Source organism: Rhizobium sp. NXC24 (assembly GCF_002944315.1).
Taxonomy (GTDB): domain Bacteria; phylum Pseudomonadota; class Alphaproteobacteria; order Rhizobiales; family Rhizobiaceae; genus Rhizobium.
Genome location: NZ_CP024311.1, coordinates 438,877 through 454,943 on the forward strand (window position 1 = coordinate 438,877; position 16,067 = coordinate 454,943).

20 protein-coding genes are annotated in these 16,067 nt (G+C 60.2%); 6 read left to right on the forward strand and 14 right to left on the reverse strand.

What is annotated here, in order from left to right; all coding sequences use genetic code 11:
* Nucleotides 1-3: 3 nt before the first annotated feature.
* A complete protein-coding gene (gene gcvA / locus NXC24_RS02175; RefSeq protein WP_104821801.1) occupies nucleotides 4-900 on the reverse strand; it encodes a transcriptional regulator GcvA in 897 nt (298 codons plus the stop codon).
* Between the two features lie 156 nt (nucleotides 901-1,056).
* Between gcvA and NXC24_RS02180 the strand changes: the two genes are divergently transcribed.
* Complete coding sequence (locus tag NXC24_RS02180; RefSeq protein WP_104821802.1) at nucleotides 1,057-1,980, forward strand: DMT family transporter; 924 nt, start codon at nucleotides 1,057-1,059, stop codon at nucleotides 1,978-1,980.
* Between the two features lie 17 nt (nucleotides 1,981-1,997).
* On the opposite strand, the gene hemW is transcribed toward NXC24_RS02180, so the two are convergent.
* The 4 genes from hemW to rph are packed head-to-tail and all read right to left on the reverse strand — an operon-like array spanning nucleotide 1,998 to nucleotide 5,016.
* Complete coding sequence (gene hemW, locus NXC24_RS02185; protein WP_104821803.1) at nucleotides 1,998-3,176, reverse strand: radical SAM family heme chaperone HemW; 1,179 nt, start codon at nucleotides 3,174-3,176, stop codon at nucleotides 1,998-2,000.
* A gap of 34 nt (nucleotides 3,177-3,210) precedes the next feature.
* The gene (rdgB, locus tag NXC24_RS02190) at nucleotides 3,211-3,855 is read right to left on the reverse strand and encodes an RdgB/HAM1 family non-canonical purine NTP pyrophosphatase (protein WP_104824965.1); all 645 of its coding nucleotides are present in this window, start codon (nucleotides 3,853-3,855) and stop codon (nucleotides 3,211-3,213) included.
* Between the two features lie 11 nt (nucleotides 3,856-3,866).
* Nucleotides 3,867-4,280 (reverse strand): VOC family protein, encoded by a 414-nt coding sequence (locus NXC24_RS02195; protein WP_104821804.1) that lies wholly within the window; start codon nucleotides 4,278-4,280, stop codon nucleotides 3,867-3,869.
* A 19-nt stretch (nucleotides 4,281-4,299) separates the two neighbouring features.
* A complete protein-coding gene (gene rph, locus NXC24_RS02200; protein ID WP_104821805.1) occupies nucleotides 4,300-5,016 on the reverse strand; it encodes a ribonuclease PH in 717 nt (238 codons plus the stop codon).
* A gap of 171 nt (nucleotides 5,017-5,187) precedes the next feature.
* On the opposite strand from rph, the gene hrcA reads away from it, so the two are divergent.
* A complete protein-coding gene (hrcA, locus tag NXC24_RS02205) occupies nucleotides 5,188-6,276 on the forward strand; it encodes a heat-inducible transcriptional repressor HrcA (RefSeq protein WP_104821806.1) in 1,089 nt (362 codons plus the stop codon).
* A 47-nt stretch (nucleotides 6,277-6,323) separates the two neighbouring features.
* Here hrcA and NXC24_RS02210 read toward each other — a convergent pair whose 3' ends face one another.
* Complete coding sequence (locus NXC24_RS02210) at nucleotides 6,324-6,758, reverse strand: GFA family protein (protein WP_104821807.1); 435 nt, start codon at nucleotides 6,756-6,758, stop codon at nucleotides 6,324-6,326.
* Between the two features lie 221 nt (nucleotides 6,759-6,979).
* Here NXC24_RS02210 and grpE point away from each other — a divergent pair, with 221 nt between their 5' ends.
* The gene (grpE, locus tag NXC24_RS02215) at nucleotides 6,980-7,621 is read left to right on the forward strand and encodes a nucleotide exchange factor GrpE (RefSeq protein WP_104824966.1); all 642 of its coding nucleotides are present in this window, start codon (nucleotides 6,980-6,982) and stop codon (nucleotides 7,619-7,621) included.
* Between the two features lie 85 nt (nucleotides 7,622-7,706).
* Here the strand turns inward: grpE and ptsN are convergent, their stop codons facing one another.
* The 6 genes from ptsN to lptC form a co-directional block, all read right to left on the reverse strand.
* On the reverse strand, nucleotides 7,707-8,171 hold the full coding sequence (gene ptsN, locus NXC24_RS02220; RefSeq protein WP_104821808.1) for a PTS IIA-like nitrogen regulatory protein PtsN: 465 nt from the start codon (nucleotides 8,169-8,171) through the stop codon (nucleotides 7,707-7,709).
* A gap of 88 nt (nucleotides 8,172-8,259) precedes the next feature.
* Nucleotides 8,260-8,835, reverse strand: a complete 576-nt coding sequence (gene raiA, locus NXC24_RS02225) for a ribosome-associated translation inhibitor RaiA (protein WP_104821809.1) — start codon at nucleotides 8,833-8,835, stop codon at nucleotides 8,260-8,262.
* 249 nt (nucleotides 8,836-9,084) lie between these two features.
* Nucleotides 9,085-10,644: an RNA polymerase factor sigma-54 gene (gene rpoN, locus NXC24_RS02230; RefSeq protein WP_104821810.1), complete on the reverse strand. Its 1,560-nt coding sequence runs from the start codon at nucleotides 10,642-10,644 to the stop codon at nucleotides 9,085-9,087.
* A 194-nt stretch (nucleotides 10,645-10,838) separates the two neighbouring features.
* A complete protein-coding gene (gene lptB, locus NXC24_RS02235; protein ID WP_104821811.1) occupies nucleotides 10,839-11,627 on the reverse strand; it encodes an LPS export ABC transporter ATP-binding protein in 789 nt (262 codons plus the stop codon).
* A gap of 37 nt (nucleotides 11,628-11,664) precedes the next feature.
* On the reverse strand, nucleotides 11,665-12,327 hold the full coding sequence (locus NXC24_RS02240) for an LptA/OstA family protein (protein ID WP_104821812.1): 663 nt from the start codon (nucleotides 12,325-12,327) through the stop codon (nucleotides 11,665-11,667).
* The gene (gene lptC / locus NXC24_RS02245; protein WP_104821813.1) at nucleotides 12,324-13,010 is read right to left on the reverse strand and encodes an LPS export ABC transporter periplasmic protein LptC; all 687 of its coding nucleotides are present in this window, start codon (nucleotides 13,008-13,010) and stop codon (nucleotides 12,324-12,326) included. The genes NXC24_RS02240 and lptC overlap by 4 nt, the downstream gene beginning before the upstream one ends.
* A 329-nt stretch (nucleotides 13,011-13,339) precedes the next feature.
* On the opposite strand from lptC, the gene sppA reads away from it, so the two are divergent.
* The 3 genes from sppA to NXC24_RS02260 all read left to right on the forward strand — a co-directional run bounded on the left by sppA (nucleotide 13,340) and on the right by NXC24_RS02260 (nucleotide 15,118).
* Nucleotides 13,340-14,296: a signal peptide peptidase SppA gene (gene sppA, locus NXC24_RS02250; RefSeq protein WP_104821814.1), complete on the forward strand. Its 957-nt coding sequence runs from the start codon at nucleotides 13,340-13,342 to the stop codon at nucleotides 14,294-14,296.
* Nucleotides 14,297-14,323: 27 nt separating this feature from the next.
* Complete coding sequence (locus NXC24_RS02255) at nucleotides 14,324-14,629, forward strand: integration host factor subunit beta (protein ID WP_004120746.1); 306 nt, start codon at nucleotides 14,324-14,326, stop codon at nucleotides 14,627-14,629.
* Nucleotides 14,630-14,785: 156 nt separating this feature from the next.
* The gene (locus NXC24_RS02260) at nucleotides 14,786-15,118 is read left to right on the forward strand and encodes a LapA family protein (RefSeq protein WP_104824967.1); all 333 of its coding nucleotides are present in this window, start codon (nucleotides 14,786-14,788) and stop codon (nucleotides 15,116-15,118) included.
* Here NXC24_RS02260 and NXC24_RS02265 read toward each other — a convergent pair.
* Both NXC24_RS02265 and NXC24_RS02270 read right to left on the reverse strand, forming a co-directional pair.
* Nucleotides 15,110-15,568, reverse strand: coding sequence for a GNAT family N-acetyltransferase (locus NXC24_RS02265; RefSeq protein ID WP_104821815.1), 459 nt, complete (start codon nucleotides 15,566-15,568; stop codon nucleotides 15,110-15,112). The genes NXC24_RS02260 and NXC24_RS02265 overlap by 9 nt on opposite strands.
* 34 nt (nucleotides 15,569-15,602) lie before the next feature.
* Nucleotides 15,603-16,055, reverse strand: coding sequence for a carbon monoxide dehydrogenase subunit G (locus tag NXC24_RS02270; RefSeq protein ID WP_104821816.1), 453 nt, complete (start codon nucleotides 16,053-16,055; stop codon nucleotides 15,603-15,605).
* Between the last annotated feature and the right edge of the window lie 12 nt (nucleotides 16,056-16,067).

Here is a 16,067-nt window from a genome sequence, read left to right on the forward strand (position 1 = left end):
CGCCTATGCCGGCGCCGTCGTGTGCGGGACCTCGGTAAGCAGCCAAGCACGAAAGGCGGCGACGGCCGGCCGCTCCAGCGCGGTTGGCGGATAGACCAGATGGTAGGCTAGCGTGCTGGCAAGCCCCATCGGGAAGGGCGCGACAACAGAGCCCTCAGCCAATTCCCTTTCGATGAAAGAGCGCCGCATCAGCGCGACGCCGAGCCCCGCCTTCATGGCATGGTAGGCGCCGGTGCCGTCGGTGAAGATCGGCCCCCGCATAGCGTCAACCTTGGTTGCGCCCGCCGCCTGCAGCCAGAGCTGCCAATCGCGCCGATAGACATCATGGATCAGGGTCAGGGCGGCCAGCGCGTCGGCCGTGGGTGAGGGGCCGAGGGAGGCAGCGATCTCGGGCGTGCAGACCGGCACATATTCGTCATCGAGCAGCCGCTCGCTCGCCAGCCCTTCATAGCCGCCGAGCCCATGGCGGATGGCGATGTCGATGCCGTCGCGCTGGAAATCCATCATCCTATGTGAGGCGCTGATCCGTAGATCGATCTCGGGATGCGCCTGCTCGAAGCGCATCAGCCGCGGCACCAGCCAGTGTGTGGCAAAGCCGGCAGTGCAGGTGACGGTGAGCACCGTGTCCCGCGCCCGCATTGTCAGCGCCGCCGTCGCTTCTCGCACCAGGCGGAAGGCGGTGCGCAGCGTCGCGAAATAATCCGCACCGTCAGCCGTCAAGGTGAGGCCCCGCGCACGGCGGTCGAAAAGCCGCACACCGAGCGCGGTTTCGAGATCGCGTACCTGCAGGCTGACCGCACCGGGGGTCACATGCAGCTCCCTGGCTGCAATCGTCATGCTCAGATGCCGCGCCGAGGCTTCGAAGGCGCGCAGCGCCGAAAGGGAAGGCAATTGATCCATGACGATTGAGTTCAGCTAAACAATTTTGCGAAAAAGACTCGTTTGCAAGAGCCCTATAATCGCGAGATTATTCCATCAATATCGATGGTTGACAAGAAAGTGCATCCCCGCCGCCATCGAGCCAAACTAATAGACTGGAAAACAGGAGATATCGCCATGGCGCAGAAATCAATGGGCGCGGCGGAATGGGCCATGCTGTTCGGATTGTCGATCCTCTGGGGTGGCTCGTTTCTGTTCAACGGCATCCTGGTACACGAACTGCCGCTCTTCACCATCGTCGCTGCGCGCGTCGCCCTGGCGGCGATCGCCTTGCATGTCATCGTCCGGATGACCGGGCAGGTGATGCCGCACGACCGTCGGGCCTGGGCCGCCTTCTTCGGCATGGGCGTCCTCAACAATGCCATTCCCTTTCTGCTGATCGTCTGGGGCCAGACGCATATTGCCAGTGGCCTGGCCTCCATCCTCAATGCGACGACCCCGCTTTTCGCCGTCGTGGTGGCGCATTTTCTGACGACGGATGAGAAGATGACCGGCAATCGCCTGATCGGCGTTATCGTCGGTTTTGCCGGCGTGGCGCTGATGATCGGCCCGTCGGTGCTGAGCAGCCTCGGTTCGAACGTGCTGGCACAGCTCTCCGTGCTGGGCGCCGCCTTCTCCTATTCTCTCGCCGGCATTTTCGGCCGCCGCTTCCGCCGCATGGGGCTTGCTCCCATTATCCCCGCCGCCGGGCAGGTGACGGCCTCCACGATCCTCCTGCTGCCGCTTGCCCTTCTCGTCGACCACCCCTGGACGCTCGGCATGCCTTCGGCGGAAACCTGGATGGCGCTGGCCGGCCTCGCGATCCTCTCGACCGCGATCGCCTATGTCCTGTTCTTCCGCATCCTGGCGACGGCAGGCGCCACCAACCTGATGCTGGTCACCTTCCTCATTCCCGTCAGCGCCATCCTGCTCGGTGCGCTGATCCTCGGCGAGCAATTGCAGCCGAAGCACTTTATCGGCATGGCGATGATCGCCGCCGGCCTTACGGCGATCGATGGACGGTTATTCGCTTTCACGAGGAAAAACGTGGCGGCGGAGTAGGAAAGACGATTACCGTCTCAGCACGCCAGATCCGCAACCACGGAATCGAGAATCAGCATGCCCGCCGGCGTGCAGCGCAGGCGGGAATTGCCGAGGCGTTCGATGAAGCCGTGCTCCAGCAAGAGCTGCTCGCGTTTCGCATCGGGCTCCCTGCCGGAGAGCTGCTGCCAGCGCACGAGGTCGATGCCTTCTTTCAGACGCAGGCCCATCAGCAGCAGCTCGTCGGCCTGTTCGTCGAAGCCGAGCATTTCCTGTTCGACCATGCCGTGGCCGTCGCGCTCGACCAGCTCCAGCCAGCTTTCCGGCTTCCGCTCGGTGGACGTTGCCAATTTCTTGGGGCCGTGGGACAGCCGGCCGTGGGCGCCGGGGCCGATGCCAGCATAGTCGCCATAACGCCAGTAGGTGAGATTGTGGCGGCTCTCCGCGCCGGGACGTGCGTGGTTGGAGACCTCATAGGCCGGCATGCCCTCGCGCTCGGTGATCTCCTGCGTCGCCTCGTAGAGCAGCGCCGATTGGTCGCCATCCGGCACGATCAATTTGCCCGCCTTGTGCAGCCCAAAAAAGGGCGTGCCTTCCTCGATGGTCAATTGATAGAGCGAGAGGTGATCGACGGCATAGGAGATCGCCTCCTTCAGCTCGCGCTCCCATTCCTCGACGGTCTGGTTCGGGCGGGCATAGATGAGGTCGAAGGACATGCGCGGGAAGATCTCGCGTGCCAGCTTGATCGCCTTCAACGCATCGGCGACGTCATGCAGTCGCCCTAAGAATTTCAGATCGCGATCGTTCAGCGCTTGCACGCCCATCGACACGCGGTTGACGCCGGCGGCGCGATAGCCGCGGAAACGCTCGGCTTCGACACTGGACGGATTGGCCTCCATGGTGATCTCGATCCCTGCAGGCATGTGCCAATATCTGGAAATGCCATCGAGAATCGTGGCAACCGTCTCCGGCTTCATCAGCGAAGGCGTGCCGCCGCCGAGGAAGACGCTGGTCACCGTCTTCGGGCCGCTGATCGCCCGCATCGACGCCATCTCCTTCAAGAAGGCGGCGGCGAAACGCTCCTGGTCGACCGGCTGGTGGCGGACATGGCTGTTGAAATCGCAATAGGGGCATTTAGCGGCGCAGAAGGGCCAATGCACATAAACGCCGAAACCGGGTTCGCCGGTATCGGGCAGCAACGGCGCCTCACGCGTCATATTTTGCGCTTCCAGGGTGTCCACGGGCTTGAGCTTACGCCTCCAGGCAGGTTTCAACAAAGATTTTGAAGGCACGGGCCCGATGCGAAAGGGCCTGGGGTTCACCTGGCTTCCAGCCATGCTTCTGTTCGGCGCTCATCTCGCCGAAGGTCACGTCGTAACCCTCGGGCTGGAACACCGGATCGTAGCCGAAGCCCTGCGTGCCGCGCGGCGGCCAGACGACACGGCCTTCGACTTCGCCGCGGAAGAGTTCGGTGTGCCCGTCCGGCCAGGCAAGGCACAGCACGCTAACGAAGCGCGCCGTACGGCTCTCCGGCGAAGCGGCACCGGCCTCTTCGAGCGCGCTCTCGACCTTCCGCATCGCCATGGCGAAATCGCGGGTACCATCCGGTGTTTCCGCCCAGTTGGCGGTATAGACGCCGGGATTGCCGTCAAGCGCATCGATGACCAGGCCGGAATCGTCCGATAGCGCCGGCAGACCGGAAGCTTGCGCCGAGGCCAGCGCCTTGATCGTCGCGTTTTCCTCGAAGGTCGTGCCCGTCTCGTCCGGCTCGATGAAATTGAGATCGGCGGCCGACTTGGCTGTAAAGCCGAACGGGCCGATCAAATCCTGGATTTCACGGATCTTGCCGGCATTGTGGCTGGCGACGACGATAGTCTTGGTATCGAGCTTGCGCATATCCTGTCCTGTCATAGCCCCCAGATGCGGGGTTCGGCGCATTCCAGGCTGTTGCCGGCCGGATCGCGGAAATAGATCGAGCGGCCGCCATTCGGCCAGTTAAAATCGGCTTCGATGGCGACGCCGGCAGCCTTCAGTTTCTGCGCCATCGCTTCGATATCGTTGCCGCTGACCCGGAAGCAGGCGTGGCCGTGGCCCTTCGTGCCATGCGGCGGCACCGGCAAGGAACTCGATTCCGGCGGCTTCACTGTCTCATGACTGTTGAAGATGAGCAGCACGCCCGGCCCGCAGCGATAAAAGACATGACGGTTGCCGCCGCGCGAAATCTTCTGCAGTCCGAGAACGCCGCCATAGAAGGCCTCGGCTGCATCGAGATCGTCCGCATAAAGAGCGGTTTCCAGAACGCCTTCCATCAACGGGTTCATCGGTTGACCGCCTCTTCGGTCAGGCTATCGCCTGCTTCTGCAGCTCCACCAGTTCGGCGATGCCGTTCTTGGCGAGATGCATCAGGGATGTGAATTCTTCTTCGCTGAAGGGCGTGCCTTCGGCCGTACCCTGGATCTCGACGATGCCGCCGGCGCCAGTCATGACGAAATTGGCATCGGTCTCGGCGGATGAATCCTCGAGGTAGTCGAGGTCGATCACCGGCTGGCCGGCAAAGATGCCGCAGGAAACCGCAGCGATATGATCCTTCAGGACACGGTCGGTCTTGATCATATTGCGGCTTTCCATCCACTTCAGGCAATCGTAGAGCGCGATCCAGGCACCGGTGATCGAGGCCGTGCGGGTGCCGCCATCGGCCTGGATGACGTCGCAGTCGATCGTGATCTGGCGCTCGCCAAGCGCCTGCAGGTCGACGATGGCGCGCAGCGACCGGCCGATCAGACGCTGGATCTCCTGCGTGCGGCCGCCCTGCTTGCCGGCAGCGGCTTCGCGCTTCATGCGTTCGCCCGTGGCGCGCGGCAGCATGCCGTATTCGGCCGTGATCCAGCCCTTGCCGCTGTTGCGCAGCCATGGCGGCGTCTTTTCTTCCAGGCTCGCCGTGCAGAGCACATGCGTGTCGCCGAATTTGACCAGGCACGAGCCTTCCGCATGCTTGGAAAAATTGCGCTCGAACGACACCTTGCGCATCTGGTCGGTTTTTCTGCCTGAAGGCCGCATTCTACTCTCCTGAACGTTATTGACCGCTTCTACGATCCACAGGCGGCTTTTGCAAAGGAAAAGCAGGCGCAAGGGCCTTGTTGTGATGGCCTTGACATTTTTCCCTTTTGCCATTGCTAACTGAATGATTATATTTTGACTAAGGCTCAACAGAACGGGTTTGACAGCGAAATGGGGTTCACGACATCGTCGGTTTCGGATGCCATTGCAGCGCTGGACGAACGCTCGAAGGAAATCTTCCGCCGTATCGTCGAAGGTTATCTTGAGAATGGCGAACCGCTCGGCTCGCGCAATCTTTCGCGCTTGCTGCCCATGTCCCTGTCGCCGGCCTCCGTGCGCAATGTCATGAGCGATCTGGAAGAGCTGGGGCTGATCTATTCGCCGCATATCAGCGCCGGTCGCCTGCCGACGCAGCTCGGCCTGCGCTTCTTCGTCGATGCCTTCATGCAGGTCGGCGATCTCTCCGCGGAAGACCGCGCTACCATCGAACGCCAAGTGCGCGGCAGCAATCGCGATCAGCCGATGGAATCGGTCATGACCGAGGCGAGCCGCATGCTTTCTGGTATTTCGCGCGGCGCCGGACTGGTGATCACCTCGAAGAGCGATCCGGTGCTGAAGCATGTCGAATTCATCCGCCTGGAGCCGACCAAGGCGCTCGCCGTGCTCGTCGGCGACCACGATCAGGTGGAGAACCGCATCATCGAATTGCCGGCCGGCGTTACGTCCTCGCAGCTCACGGAAGCGGCGAATTTCCTCAACGCCCACATGACCGGCCAGACTTTGCCGGAGCTGCGCCGTCAATTGCAGACGTTGAAGGAGAGTGTGCGCCAGGAACTCGATATTCTGTCGCACGAGCTCGTCGAACGCGGGATCGCCGTCTGGTCCGGCGACGGGGATGACGGCAAGCCGACGCAGCTCATCGTGCGCGGCCGCGCCAATCTCTTGGCCGAAGTGGGCGGGGCTGAAGATCTGGACCGGCTACGCCTGCTGTTCGACGATCTCGAAAAGAAGGACAGCCTGATCGAGATTCTGAATCTTGCCGAAAGCGGGCCGGGCGTGCGCATCTTCATCGGCTCGGAAAACAAGCTCTTCTCGCTCTCCGGCTCCTCGCTGATCGTCGCGCCCTATCGCGATGACGACGACCGCATCGTCGGCGCCGTCGGCGTCATCGGCCCGACACGGCTGAACTATGCCCGCATCGTGCCGATGGTGGACTATACCGCCCAATTGATTTCCAGGCTGTCGCGGCCAGGAATTTGACGAAAGCCTCTGGAGAGCGGGCGCCCATTCGAACGCGCAAAGAGCGTTTAATCGGGTAGCAGGGTTCCCGATCCGCCCATCTCCGCCGGCATGTCCTTCTGCTTCGGCAGGCCGTCCCTCAGGTGCAGCACGGTGTTTTCATAATTGACATGAAGCATCGGCTGAAAATCGAGGGTTGGAATGATGGCGGCGTAGACATCGGTCACGCCCCATAAAGGATGTTCGGTCAACAGATGCCCGCCGCAAATCTTGCACCATTTGCGCACGCTCTTTTCGCTTCGCTGGTAGCTGCCGATGTGGTCGGCGCCCTTGGTGACATGCACGGCTTCCGGCGGCCAGAGCGAAAAGGCGTTGACCGGCCCCGCCGACCACTCCCGGCAGGAGTCGCAATGGCAATAACCCATTGCCGCCGGCTCACCACTGACCGTGATTTCCACTGCGCCGCAGAAACATTTACCCGAATGGGACTTGCTGCTGGACATGGACGATACCTCATGTCGTGTTGAAACGGCCCAGACTATACCGGGAAAGGGTCTTCGATAGTAGAAGCCCCAACGGGGGAGGCTCTCTCACCCGATTGGTATCCGGGCAAATATGAACGGATTGCCGGGAAATGCCTGTTCTTCACGACAAAGCCTTGATTTTTTCCGGCCAAACCTCGATATCGGGCACATCAAAAAGACAAAGCAATTCGGAGACCGTCATGACCGACGAAACAACGAAAACCGGACCTGACGCCACGGCGACTGATAATCCCGCGGGCTTTGCGCAGGAGGCTGCGGAAGCCGCGGATGCGGCCCAGCCTTCGCAGCCGGATCCGGTCGAGCTGCTTAGGGCCGAAAATAGCGATCTGCGCGACCGCTATCTGCGCCTTGCCGCCGAGATGGACAATTTGCGCCGTCGCACCGAGCGTGACGTCAAGGACGCCAAGTCCTATTCCGTCGCCAGCTTCGCCCGCGACATGCTTGCCGTGTCGGATAATCTGCGCCGCACGCTGGAAGCCATTCCGGCGGAAGCCCTCGCCGAAGCCGATGCTGGCCTGAAGACGCTGATCGAAGGCGTGGAGATGACCGAGCGCTCTATGCTGTCGGCCTTGGAGCGCCACGGTGTCCGCCAGATCGAGCCGGTCGGCCAGAAGTTCGATCCCAACTTCCATCAGGCGATGTTCGAGGTGCCGAACACCGAAGTGCCGAACAATACGGTCGTTCAGGTGGTGCAGGCCGGCTTCGTCATCGGCGAGCGCGTTCTGCGCCCAGCTATGGTCGGCGTCGCCAAGGGCGGCCCGAAGGTTGCCGAGATTTCCGAGCCGGGCGCCAACAGCCCGTTCGATGAAAAAGACGCTTGATCTTTAAGTCGTCTGTAAAGAAGAAGAGCCGGATGACGAGGTCATCCGGCTCTTCTTTTTTCCGCGTTAAAATTCGAGTCGCTCCTCAGGCAGCGTTGGACGCCTGCTCCTCGTTGAGGAAGGCGTAGATCGCCGAGGCGGATTCGGTGGCGCGCAGCTTGGCGACGAGATCCTGGTCGCGCAGCACGCGGGCAATGCGCGACAGCGCTTTCAGATGGTCGGCGCCGGCACCCTCGGGGGCAAGCAGTAGGAAGACGAGGTCGACGGGCTGGTCGTCCAGCGCCTCAAAATCGACGGGCGCTTCCAGGCGCGCAAAAATACCGATGATGGATTTGATGCTGATGAGCTTGCCGTGCGGAATGGCGATGCCGTTGCCGACGCCGGTGGAGCCCAGACGCTCCCGCTGCAGCACGACGTCGAAAATCTCGCGCTCGGGCAGTCCGGTTATTTTGGAGGCTTTGGCTGCCAGCTCCTGAAGCAGTTGTTTTTTGGAATTTGCCCTCAAGGCGGGGATGATCGCATCTTGGTGCAGCAAATCTGCCAATGCCATTCTCTTTATCCTTCGTGTGGCAGAGATCCGATGACGGAGGAGCGGCGGCCGGCAGACACTGCGCGGGGCCGTCGCTCATCTTCTTTTCTCAGCCCTTGATATTGGCTGCGTCGATCCAGCCAATGTTGCCGTCCTGACGACGGTAAACGATATTCAGATGTTCCTTGCCGGGGCTGCGGAAAAGCAGCAACGGCTCGTCGGTCATGTCGAGCGCCATCACGGCGGTCGCGACGGACATGGTCTTCAGTTGTTTCGTGCTTTCGGCGACGATCGCCGGCGCGAAATCTGCAGGGATTTCATCCTCGTCGTCCGGAACACCGTCCATGACGGTATAGGCGACTTCGGCGAGGCCATTCGTGTGGTTGCCGGCCTGGTGATCCTTGAGCTTGCGTTTGTAGCGGCGCAGGCGCTTTTCGATGCGCTCGGATGCCGCGTCGAAGGCCAATTGCGGGTCCATCGCCTCTCCGGCGGCGTGCAGGACGACGCCACTGTCGAGATGAAGCTTGCAATCGGCTGCGAAGCGGGAACTGGATTTCTGTACCGTCACTTGGCCCGAATACCCCCCGTCGAAGTATTTCGTAACGGCCATACCGATCTGGTCTTCAATCCGTTGGCGGAAGGAGTCACCAATTTCCATATGTTTCCCGGAGACACGCACACTCATGGAGTTTCCCTTCTTGTAGCGGTTATTGGGCGCGCCAGTTTACGCCAAGCCTCAAGCTCATCCAAGCACTTCACGCAGTCAAAGACAAATTGCGTTTGTCAGGCGCCCTGGGGATGGTGGGGATAAGTTCATGGCAGTGATGTCCTGCAACGATTGCGGCGGGCTTCTAGCTCCGCCACATCGGAAAGTCAACTGAATCTTAAGGATCCGTTAGCGGATTCGCAGTCTGCGGTTGAACCTGGGCAATTGCTAGAAGCTGGCGACTTTTGCCAGTGCACGCTTCTCCCGGCGGCGCTGTACCGAGGAGGGGATGTTCATCGCCTCGCGGTATTTTGCAACCGTACGGCGAGCAAGCTCGATGCCGCCCTTCTTTAGCGTATCGACGATATCGTCATCGGAGAGCACCGCGTCCGGGCTCTCATGCGAGATCAGCAGACGGATCTTGTGACGCACGGCTTCGGCCGAATGGCTGTCGCCGCCCTCGACGGCACTGATCGAGACGGTGAAGAAATATTTTAGCTCGAACAGGCCGCGCGGCGTCAGCATGTATTTGTTCGAGGTCACGCGGCTGACGGTCGACTCATGCATCTTGATGGCATCCGCCACGGTCTTCAGATTGAGCGGCCGCAAATGGTCGACGCCGTGCACGAGGAAAGCATCCTGCTGCCGGACGATCTCGCTCGCGACCTTCATGATCGTCTTGGCACGCTGATCGAGGCTGCGCGTCAGCCAATTGGCATTCTGCAGGCATTCCGAAAGGAAGGCGTGATCCTGGCTCGTCTTGGAGACGGAGGCGAAATAGGACTGGCTGACCAGGACGCGCGGCAGCGTATCGGGATTGAGCTCCACCAGCCAGCTTCCGTCGGAGGCCGGGCGCACCACGATATCGGGCATGATGGCCTCGGATATGCCGGTCTCGAAGCCGCTGCCAGGTTTCGGGTTCAACTGGCGGATCTCTGCCATCATGTCGAGCAGATCTTCCTCATCGACGCCGCAGAGCCGTTTCAACGTCGCGAAATCGCGCCGGGCGAGAAGCTCGAGGTTCTGGATCAGCCGTTCCATGGCCGGATCGAAACGATCCTTCTGGCGAAGCTGGATCGCCAGGCATTCGCTGAGAGAACGGGCAAAGACGCCGGGAGGGTCGAGCAACTGCAATGTGCCGAGCACGCGCTCGACGTCCGCAACGGTGGCGCCGAGGCGCTCCGCTGCTTCGCTCAAATCGGCCTGCAGATAGCCGGCATCGTCGAGCTGATCGACGAGGTACTGCGCGATCAGCCGGTCGGCCATGCTGGGCAGGGAAAAGGGGATCTGTTCGTTCAGGTGGTCGCGCAGGGAAACTTGGCCGGCGACGAAATCGTCGAGATCGTAGCTTTCACCGGCTTCGCCGCCGGGCATCGACTTCCACTGGCTGAGCAGTTCCGGCGCATCCGCACGCTGCGGGCTGCCGTCGTCGGGAAAGACATTGCTGAAATTGGTATCGAGCTCGTCGCTCAGCCGGTCGGCATGGCCGGTATTTTCGCTCTCGTACCAGTCGCTGGCGAGATCGCCGCTGTTGCGCTCGAAACCGTCATCGCCCTGGCTTTCCTCCGCCGCGTCGAACCTGTCGTCCTTCGCCTCGCGATCACCGCTGCTGCCTATATCCTCGTCATTTGACGTAAATTCGAGCAGCGGATTCTTCTCGACTTCCTGGGCGATGAATTGGGTGAGTTCAAAATGCGTCATCTGCAGCAACTGGATGGATTGCATCAGTTGCGGTGTCATCACCAGGCTTTGGCTTTGGCGCAGGAAAAGATTGGCCGATAATGCCATGGCGGACGCGAGACTCCCCTTGATCTCTTCGGGAATCTGCGTTCTTCGCTCAAAAAAATCCGCAAAATTCCAACTGGCCCAAAAATTGCTTTTTTATTGGGTTTGGTCAAGCGGAACCGTGATGGGATGGTGAATTTCCGGAGCGCTACGCCCTGTGGTAAGGCATAGAAGCGCCCCGGTTCAACCTAAGCTGTTTAAAGGCTGAAATTGTCGCCGAGATAGAGTTTGCGCACTTCCGGATTGCTGACGATGTCATTGGCCCTGCCATGGGTCAGCACTTCGCCGGCATGGATGATATAGGCGCGATCGATCAGGCCGAGCGTCTCACGGACGTTGTGGTCGGTGATCAGCACGCCGATGCCGCGCGCCGTCAGGTGGTGCACGAGATTCTGAATGTCGGCGACCGAGATCGGGTCGACGCCGGCAAAGGGCTCGTCGAGCAGCATGAAGGTCGGGTCGGTTGCCAGTGCGCGGGCAATTTCCAGGCGCCGCCGCTCACCGCCGGAGAGGGCGATCGCCGGCACCGTGCGCAGATTGCGGATGTGGAATTCCTCCAGCAACTCGTCGATCTTGCGCTCCCGCTTCTTCTTGTCCTTTTCATGGACTTCGAGAACGGCGCGGATGTTTTCTTCCACCGTCAGGCCACGAAAGATCGAGGCTTCCTGCGGCAGATAGCCGACGCCCAGGCGAGCGCGACGATACATCGGCATCGAGGTGACATTGTTGCCATCGATCTCGATCGTGCCTTCATCGACCGGCACCAGGCCGGTGATCATGTAGAAGCATGTCGTCTTGCCGGCACCGTTCGGTCCAAGCAGGCCGACGGCCTCGCCGCGCCGCACGACCAGCGAGACGCCGTTGACGACGCGCCGCGTGCGGTAGGTTTTGGTGAGGCCGCGCGCGATCAGGGTGCCCTGATAACGCGCTTTGTCTCCGGCCGCCGTGCTGGATGCCGCAGTGCTCGATCCGGACGCGCCGGGCAAGGTGGGTGTGGTCGATATCGTCACGAGAAGACCGGGATCAGTTCTTTTTTTGCTGTTGCTGCTGCACTTGCTGCGATTTCGGATCGAGCTGAATCTGGACGCGACCCCCGCAGGCATCCAGTTGCGCTTCACCCGTGGCCATATGCACGGTGAGCTGACAGCCGGTGAACACGTTCGGCCCGTCGGTCAGCACGACCTTCTGGCCCTTGAGAATGGCAAGCTGGTTGGCCATGTCGAAAGAGCCGTCATCCGCCGTCGCCGTCTGCGTGCCGGACACGAGATAGACCTTGTCGGTGACCAGAATGTGGTCGATGTCGGCGTCGCCCGAGACCAGCGACTGGTTTTGCTGCTTGGCGGCGTTTGCGACCGGATTTTCCGTTGCCGGCTTGGCATTGGCGTCGGCAGGCTGCTTCTTCTTGTAGAAGACCGTCATCTTGCCGGCCTGCATCGTCGTGGTGCCCTGGACGACCTTGACGTTGCCGGTGAACACTGCCTGGCTTTCCGCGTCGTGGATTTCCAGCTTGTCGCTTTCGATCTGGATCGGCTGATCCTTGGAAAGCTTCAGGCCGGGCATGTTGCTTGTCGTTGCCTGGGCGCCGACTTCCGTCGCCGCAAAAATCGCAAGTGCGCTGAAGGCGCAGAAGAGGCCGGCCTTGCGCAGGCCAGAGTTGAAAAGAGAATGACGCCAATCGTTTGTCATGAACCGCCCGGCTGTTGGTCGCTAGCTGAATTATGGAGTGTGGCTGGTTCGATATGCATCTGAACCTGCCCGTCGAATACGATTACGCTCCCCTTATCCGTCATCTTGAGCGACTGTGCAACAATCGACATGCCTCCTCTGTAGATTGCAACCTGGTCCTGGCTGGAGAGGTCACCCTTCTTCACGTCGAGGAAAGCTGTTTTGAATTCGGCGCGCAAACCGTTGTCCATCAGAATGGTAAAGGGTGCGGTGAGCTGCAGCGTGTCGGCCTGGCGGTCGAAATCCGCGCTTTGAGCCGTCACATGCGCGATCACCTGGTTGTTGACCGGCATGGAGGCCTTGATGGTCTTGAGGGTGATCATATTGGGATTCTTAATGTCCTGCAGCGCCTTCTCGGCGAGCATGGAGTAGTTGATACCGTCCTTGTTGCGGCCGGCAATGGCAGGGCGCTCCATCACGACCTTGCCATCTTCGATCCTCGCGCCTTCGATCTGAATACTCTCCGGCAGATATGCGCGCACGACCGAAACCGCGATGAAGATCAGCGAGACGATGAACGCAGCCAAGGGAAGCAGGATTTTCAGTCTTCTCACGCGCGCGGAATGAAAGATCGCGTCCTTATACGCGTTTCTTTCTAGCTCGGAGCCGATCGCCTGGCCGGAGGTCTCGATAGTATTGAGCATGCAACAGGTCCGTCTTCTCTGATCCGGAAAAACACGTTCGAGTCATGCACAGACTGTGCCAACAAGCCTGGCAGATCGTTTCGCATTATTGCATTGGCTTGCCAATATGGATTTTTTTCTGCAACAAGCAATTTTAGCAAAAAAATATAATACGCAGCGGTTTCGTCCGATCGGTCATCGCCCTATCTGACGAAACGCCGCATGGAAAGCCTGGAGCACAATCTCGAAAATCGAGATGGATTTTCGCGAAGGATTATGCCCGTTTCATGGTGTTGGTCTATCCGGTTCGTTGTGTATCCAATTTATGACAAGGGGAGAGATAAGGCGTCATGGACAGTTCTGCAATCGCAGATCGGCGGCAATTGCGCCGCAAGCTCGGCTTCTGGCGCGTCGTCGCCGTCCTTCTCCTGGTGGCGCTCGGCTTTGCGCTTTATAGTTTCGCTGCGGGCGATTTGCCCGCCATACGCGGGCCGCAGATCGCCCGGGTCAAGATTTCCGGGCTTATCCAGGATGACACCGAGCTTTTGGAGCGGCTGAAGAAGATCCAGGACAGTGATCAGGTCAAGGCGCTGATCGTCTCGATTTCTTCGACCGGCGGCACGACCTATGGCGGCGAACGCATCTTCAAGGCCATTCGTGCCGTTGCCGCGAAGAAGCCTGTGGTTTCCGATATCCGCACCGTTGCGGCGTCTGCAGGCTATATGATCGCCACGGCGGGTGATGATATTGTCGCCGGCGACACCTCGATCACCGGTTCGATCGGCGTCATCTTTCAGTATCCGCAGGCGAAAGACCTGCTCGACAAGCTCGGCCTTTCGCTGGACGAGATCAAGTCGGCGCCGCTGAAGGCCGAGCCGTCGCCATTCCATCCGGCGAGCGAAGAGGCCAAGGCTATGATCCGCAGCATGGTCATGGACAGCTATGGCTGGTTCGTCGATCTCGTCGCCGACCGCCGCAAATTGCCGCGCGAGGACGTGTTGAAGCTTGCGGACGGCAGCATCTTCACCGGCCGGCAGGCATTGCAGAACAAGCTGGTCGACACCCTCGGCGGCGAGGACGAAATCCGCGCCTATCTCGACACGCGCAAGGTCAAAAAGGACTTGCCGATCATCGATTGGAAGGCACAGGACAAAACCTCATCCTTCTTTTGGCCGAGCGCCGCTTCCTGGTTGCTAAATCGTCTCGGTTATGATGATTTTGTGAAGGGAGAGGATCTCCAGAAAATTATGACAGAGAAGTTGTTTCTTGACGGCCTGCTTTCTGTTTGGCAGGGTGCAGCCAATTGATAAATCAATGATTTAAGGGGGCCAACCGTGATCAAGTCGGAATTGGTGCAGATTGTTGCGGCACGTAACCCACATCTTTACCACCGGGACGTCGAAAATATCGTCAATGCTGTCCTCGACGAGATCACCGATGCGCTCGCTGCGGGAAACCGCGTTGAGCTTCGCGGCTTCGGCGCTTTCTCCGTCAAGAACCGGCCCTCGCGCTCCGGTCGTAACCCGCGCACGGGCGATACGGTGTTCGTCGAGGAAAAATGGGTTCCCTTTTTCAAGACGGGTAAGGAGCTACGCGAGCGCCTGAATCCTGGCGCCGGTGACGAAGAAGACGACAATTAATCGTCGTTTTGACCAGTACTCTTCGCGAATGTTCCTGGTGGACATGATTGTGCCGTGACCGGGTGGCACTTGAACTCGGCCCGGTCTTTCTTATTCTGCGGCTATAGGCGATAGGAGTGCATGGCACGGATGCGCCTGGACAAAGGAGCGTTCGCAATGGCCAAGAAGATCATCAACCTGCTGATATTGCTGCCGCTCGGCATCATCCTCATCATCTTCTGCGTCGCCAACCGGCAGTCCGTCACGCTTGCGCTCAATCCGTTCAGGCCTGAGGATCAGGTGCTGTCGCTGAGCGCGCCGCTGTTCGTGCTGCTGTTTGTGGCCCTGATTATCGGCATGTTGGTCGGCGCGGCTGTCACCTGGTTCAATCAGGGCAAACACCGCAAGCTTGCCCGGAGTCAGTCGCGCGAAGCCGTGCGCTGGCAGGCGGAAGCCGACAAGCACCGCAACCGCGCCGAACAGATCGCCGGCCAACTTCCGTCAAAGTGACTGGTCGCCACCGAACTGCATATCCTTGTAATCACCCTCCGGCGATGAGCCGTCGCCAATGATCGCAAAACCAAGGCCGCGATAAAAGGCGATGGCGCGCGTGTTTTTCACCAGGCATTTCAGCCGGTAGTGCCGCTTCGGCCATTCCGGCAGGGCGGCAAGCAGCGCCTTGCCGGCGCCCCGGCCCTGGAATGCGGGCAGGATGTAGAGCATATGGATAAAATCATCCGGTTCCCATAGCGCCATGAAGCCGGCGATGGTGCCGTTCCGATCCTCGCAGACGAAGACGCGCTCACCTTTCGTGTGAATGGCGAAGTCCTCGCTATGGAATTTGCCGGGGTCGACCCAGAGAAACGTCATGCGACGGACGCGCAGATAGATATCGGCGAGAATGTCCGTATCCCGCTCGCGTGCCGGCCGGATGGTCCAAAGATCTGATTTTGACGTCATGAGCAGTCTATGGCGGGTCGGATGACGATCGCAATCAGGCGCTGGCCTGGCCGTTGAGGGCCGCCGTGAAATCGGCGAAGAATTGCTGCGCCAGTTTCTTCGCACTGGAATCGACCAGCCGCGAGCCGAGCTGGGCGATCTTGCCGCCGACCTGGGCCTTGGCCTCATAATGCAGGATCGTCTCGCCGCTTTCCTCCTTCAGAGTGACATCGGCCCCACCCTTGGCAAAGCCGGCAATGCCGCCCTTTCCTTCGCCGAAGATCGTATAGCTCTCCGGCGCATTGATGTTGGAGAGCGTCACTTCACCGTTGAACGTGGCGGAGACCGGGCCGATCTTCAATTTCACCGTTGCCGTCAGTTCTGTCGGCGAAATCTTCTCCAGGCTTTGGCAGCCGGGAATGCACTGCTTGAGAATATCGGGGTCGTTCAGCGCGGCCCACACGACGTCCCGCGGCGCGGCAATCCGTTCTTCACCGGTCATATCCATGCGCAACCCTCC